Source organism: Kribbella sp. NPDC003505, assembly GCF_040610875.1.
GTDB lineage: Bacteria > Actinomycetota > Actinomycetes > Propionibacteriales > Kribbellaceae > Kribbella.
In genome coordinates this window covers 137,836-145,149 of sequence record NZ_JBEXNA010000019.1, presented here as the reverse complement: position 1 = coordinate 145,149, position 7,314 = coordinate 137,836, and the positions used below count along the sequence as shown (strand labels likewise).

The 7,314-nt window shown below is 63.9% G+C and carries 7 protein-coding genes; 3 read left to right on the top strand and 4 right to left on the bottom strand.

Annotated features, from left to right (window positions below):
• Nucleotides 1-71: 71 nt before the first annotated feature.
• The 3 genes from ABZX12_RS41450 to ABZX12_RS41440 form a co-directional block, all read right to left on the bottom strand.
• Nucleotides 72-1,094, bottom strand: a complete 1,023-nt coding sequence (locus tag ABZX12_RS41450; protein ID WP_355700962.1) for a hypothetical protein — start codon at nt 1,092-1,094, stop codon at nt 72-74.
• Nucleotides 1,095-1,790: 696 nt separating this feature from the next.
• Nucleotides 1,791-2,111, bottom strand: a complete 321-nt coding sequence (locus ABZX12_RS41445; RefSeq protein ID WP_355700961.1) for a helix-turn-helix transcriptional regulator — start codon at nt 2,109-2,111, stop codon at nt 1,791-1,793.
• An 873-nt stretch (nt 2,112-2,984) separates the two neighbouring features.
• Nucleotides 2,985-3,533 (bottom strand): PH domain-containing protein, encoded by a 549-nt coding sequence (locus tag ABZX12_RS41440; protein ID WP_355700960.1) that lies wholly within the window; start codon nt 3,531-3,533, stop codon nt 2,985-2,987.
• A 1,007-nt stretch (nt 3,534-4,540) separates the two neighbouring features.
• Here ABZX12_RS41440 and ABZX12_RS41435 point away from each other — a divergent pair.
• A complete protein-coding gene (locus ABZX12_RS41435; protein WP_355700959.1) occupies nt 4,541-5,086 on the top strand; it encodes a hypothetical protein in 546 nt (181 codons plus the stop codon).
• Here the strand turns inward: ABZX12_RS41435 and ABZX12_RS41430 are convergent.
• The gene (locus tag ABZX12_RS41430) at nt 4,987-5,721 is read right to left on the bottom strand and encodes a WhiB family transcriptional regulator (RefSeq protein WP_355700958.1); all 735 of its coding nucleotides are present in this window, start codon (nt 5,719-5,721) and stop codon (nt 4,987-4,989) included. The two genes, ABZX12_RS41435 and ABZX12_RS41430, sit on opposite strands and share 100 nt — an antisense overlap.
• Nucleotides 5,722-6,001: 280 nt before the next feature.
• On the opposite strand from ABZX12_RS41430, the gene ABZX12_RS41425 reads away from it, so the two are divergent.
• Together ABZX12_RS41425 and ABZX12_RS41420 are read left to right on the top strand one after the other, a co-directional pair.
• Complete coding sequence (locus tag ABZX12_RS41425; RefSeq protein ID WP_355700957.1) at nt 6,002-6,724, top strand: TIGR02391 family protein; 723 nt, start codon at nt 6,002-6,004, stop codon at nt 6,722-6,724.
• A gap of 9 nt (nt 6,725-6,733) precedes the next feature.
• A complete protein-coding gene (locus ABZX12_RS41420; protein WP_355700956.1) occupies nt 6,734-7,201 on the top strand; it encodes a hypothetical protein in 468 nt (155 codons plus the stop codon).
• The last annotated feature ends 113 nt before the right edge of the window (nt 7,202-7,314 follow it).

Sequence of the window (7,314 nt, the reverse complement as noted above, 5' to 3'; positions counted from 1 at the left end):
CTACAACACCCGCCGCCGGCACTCCTGGTGCAGCTACCAATCCCCGAACACCTACGAGACCAGCTACACCGCTACCCTCTCGGCAGCGGCATAAATCCACCACCGTGTCCAAGAACCGGGGGTAAGGCCCCGACCGCTTGGCCAGCCGCCTTGGACACTGCCCCCTCGATCGTGAAGGCCAACTCCAGGATCTGCAGAAAGTACGCCGCCTGGCTGATCTCGGCAAGGACCAGCGCGTCCGGTACATCCGGCAACTGCAGAGTGATGCTCTGGCCGCTCCGGACGAGGACGACCGACTTTCCTGGTGGCTTGAGCATCTGCTGCCCGCTCGTAGCGGCGAGCTGGATGAGCCCATCCGTACTCAGCCCGAGCCGGTCTCCGGCTACCACCTTCCAGGCTTTGGGGTAGGTCACCTGCGTGTAGGCCAACCGGTTGTTCGCGATCCGTAGGATCGTGTGTCCGGACTCGAGCCCGGCACACCATTTCACTGAGTCTCCACCGTCCGACGACACCGCCACCCTGGTTCGCAGGCTCGACTCGCCGAGGCAGCGCGGCTGTGCCACACCGGCCCGACCGCTGATCCACGTACCTAGCCGTCCCACCGCGTCTTTCGCTGCGGCGCCGACGTCGAATCCGCCGAGAAATCCGGACGAGAAGTGGTCCGTCTGCGCGGTCACCGTCAGCTGTCCCGGCTTCCACCGAGACGTCGGCAGCCATCGCCATCCGCCCTTGCCGTCCTGCCACGCAATCACCGGCACCATGTTTGCGTCCCAGCCGGCTGGAATCTTGAACTCCACCGTCGCGCGACCACTCAGCGCCGTTCCAGACAACTCGACTCGCACCCCCTCGCCGTACCGCAGCAAGCCGGCGGCAGATGTCGGAACGGTCTGATCGGCCTCCACCCGCAAGCGTCCCTCACCGACCACGGACGCTGCCGGCAGGACGATCCGCGCGTCACCTCCACTCGCCTCGGCAGCAGTCCCCGTATGCACGGCAACCCCGACCGGAGATGCCGAACCAGCCGCCGGGCCCTTGCCATCGCTGGTACAGCCCGCGCCGAAGGCCAGGGCACACAACATGACAACGGCGATCACCGATCGACCCATAGCCCCCCAACAACAAGCCACCAGTGCCCCCACTGTGGTCATCTGGCCTATCGCATCCGCGAGACACTCCGTTACTTCTCGATTCAGGCCCGGGCGTAACGCCAGCCGCCCACAGAACGTGTTTGCGACAGAGCCACGCGCAGCTCAACCTGCAACGGCTCGGACATGGGTCCGAGCGCTGTCCGGTGGTGACGAGTGCGAAGCTTCGGTTACTCGAAGCGATCGAGCGGAGACTTACGGCATACGCCCGCACGAAAGACCAAGATCAGATCACGGCGCCCGAAGCACTCGCCGACGCAAGTGCGTTGCTGAAGACTCATCAACTCCCAGAACCCGGCCGAGTTCTCTTACAGTGCCGCCGCGATACCTGTCGTCAACCGGCGTGGCCTCGAGCAGCACCTCGAGCTCCGTCGTGACGTAACCAGAGACAACATGGTGCATCCGCCCGCCACCGTACTGTTGATCGAGCAGCCGGAACGTCGCCAACTGCTGGCGAACCGACTCAACTACCTCCTCATCGATCTAACGGGTGGCATCGACCCCGAGAATCCGGACTTCCCTGGGCTCCGGCGTAACCAATCGAGAGCAACTCGCTCAAGTGGCTCAACGCCGTTCACCTGCTCATGGCGAACGAACCGCTGCGAACTCAGGATCGGTGCAAACACCTCCAGCGGGCCGGACGCATCAAGCGTCGCGTCCAGCACCTGAGATCAGCTCCGGACTCGGCCAGCGCAGCGCCTTCTCGACCTTGCCAATCTGGTCCTTGCTGACAAAGACCAAGGCCCCCAGGTCGGCCTGCGACAGCCCGCGCCAAGTTCGCAGTTCCCGGACAGCGCGCCGAAGGCCCTGCCGAGCAGACAGTTGCGGCGACAGAGAACTAGGCGCTAGCGCCACGCCCTTACCCTCTCCGCACCTGCTGCGATGGCTCACTAGCGCCGGATCGCTGTCTCTCCAACATCGCCTCGACTCCGCTGACCGACCGTCCAAGGCAGCGGCAGGCCCCATGCGGACAAGCGGTCCGTCCGCATCAGAACCCTCGACCTCTCCGCGGGCCGACAGTTGGCTTTGCCAGGAGCTCGACACGCCGTCAAAGGGCCTGGCAAGCGCCTGCGTAGCAGGCCTGGGTCGGTGGTCCCTAGGGTCTCGTCGGCGCCTGACCATGGGCCGGAAGTGCCGGTCCGCTTGTCTATCGCGCTTAGCCGTGATCAAGCTGCGGTTGCCCGCGGGCGGCAGACCGCAATTCGCCAACGGCAGCCGGCAGGTCCGGCGCCAAGCCGGCGGTGGGTGCGAGGGCGCGTAGCAGGCGCGGGAGGGCGCGCAGCGACCGGAGCGTCAGCGGAGCACGCGTGGGTCTGCAACACCTATCTGACACGCATCCCGGAGATGGCTCAGGCGATCACCAGACGCGGGATCTCTGAGGTGCCTTCGAGATGGTGTAGATCTTCTTCAGCCTGGCGGCCAACTCGACTGGGACATGCGTATCCCGCTTTGACCTGCGGTTTCGTTCTTCGTCGATGATCAACGGTGACCAGGGTTTGTCAGCGTCTCACGGAGCTGTGACGGAGTAAGAATTTGTCCAAGGCAACATTTCGAGCCGCCTAGAGGGCACGAGCATTGGAGCGAAATCGTACTCTCCGTCCAGCAGTCTGACCGAGCACTCCGCAGCCTCAGGCGACCTCGCGCGCCCCCAGTAGGGCAGCTCCGATAGTCGCCAGTCGGCCCAGTCCATGGACAGCGTTTAGAACACGAAGCTGGCGGTGTGACCGTCAGTTGGCCTAACCGTCGTTCGCCCTGTGCTGGCGAGCTCGGATGCAGCTACCAGCACAGGGGCGACCACTACCGCGACCACTGCAACCCGCCGAGGCTGCGCCTCCGACGTCAGAGCCGACTGAGGAGCTCGGCCTTCTTTGTCTCGAACTCCGCGTCCGTCAGCACCCCAGCGTTCCGTAGCTCCCCAAGCTTCGCCAGTTGTTCGTAGACGTCCGGCTTAGGGCCCCCATTCGCGGGAGCAGGCGGCTGCTCCGACACAGGGCTGGGCTGCGAGACATCGGTCAGCCTGGCCCGAACGGCATCAGTGATCGCCTTGCCGTCAGCCTTCTGCACGTTGGTGATCTCGGCTTTGTTGCCAGAGGCAAACACAATGATCTTGCCCAGGAGCACGCCCGACGACCACTGCACCGAACTGATCTTGGTCAGAGGGAAGTCTTCTGAGGTCTTGGCCATAATGCCATCCTTGAGGAAGAACAGCCTCCGGTCAGTCAGGACGACGATCCCAGTGCCAGCGCCGTAGGTGCCGCTGGTGATCAGGTCGACCCGCTCCCCATCCCAGAGATGCTCGGGCAACTTCTTAATCTCCCGCTTGCTGCCGACCTTCGAACTCATCTTGGACATGGCAGCCTGAATGTCCGGTCGAGGTTCATCACCCATACACGGAGCGTAAACCTAGATCCAGCAGGCATCCACCACTCGGACATCTCCGCCTCCACCAGGAGATACATCGAAGCTCTGAACATTGGCAGCGATCTTCTGCAAACTAGTTCCAGTTCGAACACACGTTCGAACTAGCTGGTAGTCAGGAGGCGCAGCGTGAGCACCGCTGCCGCAGCCAGAAGGCACCCCAGCAAGGCAGCACCCACCAAGCCCGCGTCGACCAAGCCAGCCCCGGGGGCCATGGCCCCAACCAAGCGGGCCGCAAGTTCTACCGGCAGCGGGCGAACAAGACGATCCGCAATCTGCCGTACTTCGCTCCGGGCAGCGACACCCGCAAGGCGTCCGAGGCTATCCAGAAGCGGCGGCACAGCGGCGACACCTTCAGCGCTATCGCGGAGGACCTGAACATCAGCTCGCCACGATTCGCCGGATGATCACCAGCCCCTCCTCGCACGGGCAATCGAGGCGGACGAGTCCGACAAGGCAGGGGACGGCAGCGAGGGCGCTGAAATCAACGTGAGCGAGGCAGGCAAGTGAACGCCCTCACCCCCCGGCGACCGCGCACAAGCTGGCCGAGACCTGCGGCGGTGGCCACACGACCCACCTCACGGCCGACGGCGAGCGTGCTCTTCGCGGAGGCATACCGACACCAGCGAGGAGGAGGCCCACGCGATTCTGGCCGGCCGATCCAAGTCCGAGGAGAACTCGGCGAACCTAGTCGGTCTTGCACAACGCCGTCGTGATCGAGTTACCCGACGGGCGCGGCTGGCTAGACACCAGGTCCGGCCCAGGCCATAGCACGGCATGGGAGCGACACGACGACCCCGAGCAGACCTGACAGGCTCGGACTCCGAGCACACAGCGGTGGCCAGCCTCATTGAGAGGCTGGCCACCGCTTTAGATTGCTTGCCGATACCCTCGCATCCCTGATTGCAGAGTATCCTCGGATCTGCAATACTCAATACATCAGGCAACATGGAGTATCGGGAAGGTCGGAGATTGAAGTGCTAATCATCAAGTTGCAGCCTCAGGCTGGGCTGATCGATCCTGCGGGGGACGACCTCGGACGCGATCGCTTCGGCTACAGCCCGACCATGGGAGCGTTCGCACTCTGGGACGCCGCACGCGGAACCTGGCACACCAAGGCGAGCAAGGCCGCGAAGGAACGCTACGCGCTCGTGGCCGCTGGCGGCATCGTTCACCAGGTTGTCGAGCTGAACGGTGCAGAAGAGGTACCCCACAAGGCGGGCGGCATGCGTACGTTGCTTCACGGTCAGCCGATTCTGTCCGGATCGATTGTAGACAAGTATGTCGGTAAGCCGCTGCCGTTCGCCGTTCAGAGTCAGAACCCGATCAACTACTGGCCCGATGCGCCGGAGGACAAGTTGACGTGCGCCTGCGGCTGCGGCGAGCCGACGAAGGGCACCAATCCGTTCGTCATCGGGCATGATCACACGGCTCTGCATGACCGTATCCGGCAAATCGGCACGGTGAAGGAGTTCATCGACTGGTTCGACGCAATGCGTGCGCCGTTCCCGACCGCGACGTAGGCCGGTCCAGCTTTAGGAACAGCCCCGGTCCTTGGCCCTGACCGGGGCTGTTCTTCGTCTCCGGCTATCTCCCGCGACAGCGATCTGCTGTGGTCGCTGGCCGTGGTCTCTAGCTGCCGCTCGACATGTCTCCGCAGGCCAGGCGCGAGCCCGTAGCGGTCGTGCACACCGAAACCCCGCCTCGCGTCCCCCACGTCTTCGAGCCGGCTCGCCGGTGTGCGCCGATCTGAACCCGGATAGCCCCTTGCTCGGCCCCGCACCCGAGGCAACCCGTGTTCCGGCGTTCTAGGGCCGATTACGCCGACGTCGTAGCCGACCGGGCCGTTACCGCGCCCGCCCGTGAGGGCCGGTGCGGGCTGTCGGGTGCGTAGCGTCGGTACCACTCCTCGCGCCGCTCGTCGGTGGCGAGTCCTCCCCACGCCCCACGGCTCCCGACTGGCGAACGCGAACAACAGGCACCCCTCCGTAACCAGGCATCGTCCGCATACGGCCCGAGCTCGCTCGTTACCCGCAATGTCGCTCTCGTCCGGGAACATATTGGCCGGCCGATCCACGTACGCGGCCTCATCTCGCCAATCGGCGCCTCCCGGAATCAGGACCAGCGGGAAGGTATTCCGATGGAACTTCTCGGCCACCTTCCGACGCCAGCCGTTGTATGGCCGCCGATCGGACGCAGCGCCTCGGTGGAGTTCTCAAGGGCAGCCGCTATCGCTTCATCTCGTTGCGCGGCCGGAGTGTTGGCCTGTCCCGGGTTCTCCTCGAACTCGCTCGGCTCGTGAACGGTGCCTCTTGGCATGTGATCCTCCTCGCTGTGCGTGTACGCCCATCGTGGGAAGGAAGCCGCGGAATGTTCAGCGCGAACTGTCAGAGCGAGCAAGTAGGCTCCTCTGGAGAGACAAGCTCTGGGGAGGGGTCTTGAGGCCAGAGGTGGCGATTGCTGAGCTTGAGAAGTTGAAGTTGGAGGCCGCTACGCCGAGCGTTACCAGCGGCGGGGAAGCATTCACCGCTTGGCAGGCACGGGGCAAGGGCCTGCTCATCGCTGCATTCTCATCAAAGCATCACCTCGTCGAGTCTTTTGACGACGTGAGGTACGGCGTAACGGTCGCCTGGTCTGGGATGCCAGAGAGTGCTTGGGATGAGGCTCGGCATAGCGGAATCCGTGAAGCCTGCGGCTATCTGGATGCAGCGATATACGAACTCAGGTTGGGCATCGGTAATGACACGGAGCCACTCGACGTTCGCGCCTACGATGCCGAACTCTGGGAGCACGTCAAAGGTCTGGTTGAGGCCGAGGACTGGGGGAAGGTCGCCAGTCAGACAGCGATCTTCGTGGAGAACCACGTCCGCGAGTGGGCCGGGAACCCGACAGACAAGAAGGGCGACCCTCTGTACGGTCAGGTGCTCTGGCAGACAGTTCTCGCGGATGACTCGGAGCTCCGACTCGGGCAGCGGTCTGCGGAGTGGCAAGGCTGGCGATCACTAGGCAGCGGATTCGCGCAAGCGCTGAGGAACGTTGACGTACATCGGATCCAGAGGCGCGATGACGCCAAGCGGTACGCCGTGGGGGTACTCGGTCTCGGAAGCCTGCTGCTCACCCAGCTGCGCTTCGAGCACAGCGACATTCTCAACGAGGAGTAAGGCCGAGACATGGAATCAACTTGGGAAGGTCGAGACCTGCCGGTCCTAGAGAAGATCGTCGACTACTACGACCAATACGGAGAGTCGCCGCAGCCATCGGACCTCGCCTACATGCTCGGATGGTACGAGCAGGTCGATGACCCTGATGATGCCGTGGAAGACGTGGAGCGCGCCCTCCGTGCGTTGGAGCACGAGCAGCCACCGTTCATCACTGATCTCCAGAAGACAGCGTCAGGTGAGGTCGTGGGCATCGGCGCACCAACCGGGCACGCTCGTCGCACAGTCGGTGCATGGCCCACCCCAGACATTCTCGCGGACCGGATCATCGTCGCTCTGAACGAAGCGGCCGACAACGAACCAGACGAAGTGAAGAAGGGCAAGCTCCGCCGGGCGGCTGAAGCGGTAGCCGGTGTCGGTCGGGACATACTCACCGATGTGACGGCTCAGGTCATCACGAAGGGTATGTACGGCGGCTGACGATAAGCGACCCCAGCCTGTAACACCGCGGTGGCCAGCGAGATGAAACGGTACTGGTACACGATCGTCGTCAGGTGGTCGGTCCGGATGTTCATGGGGACGCGGACTTGTCC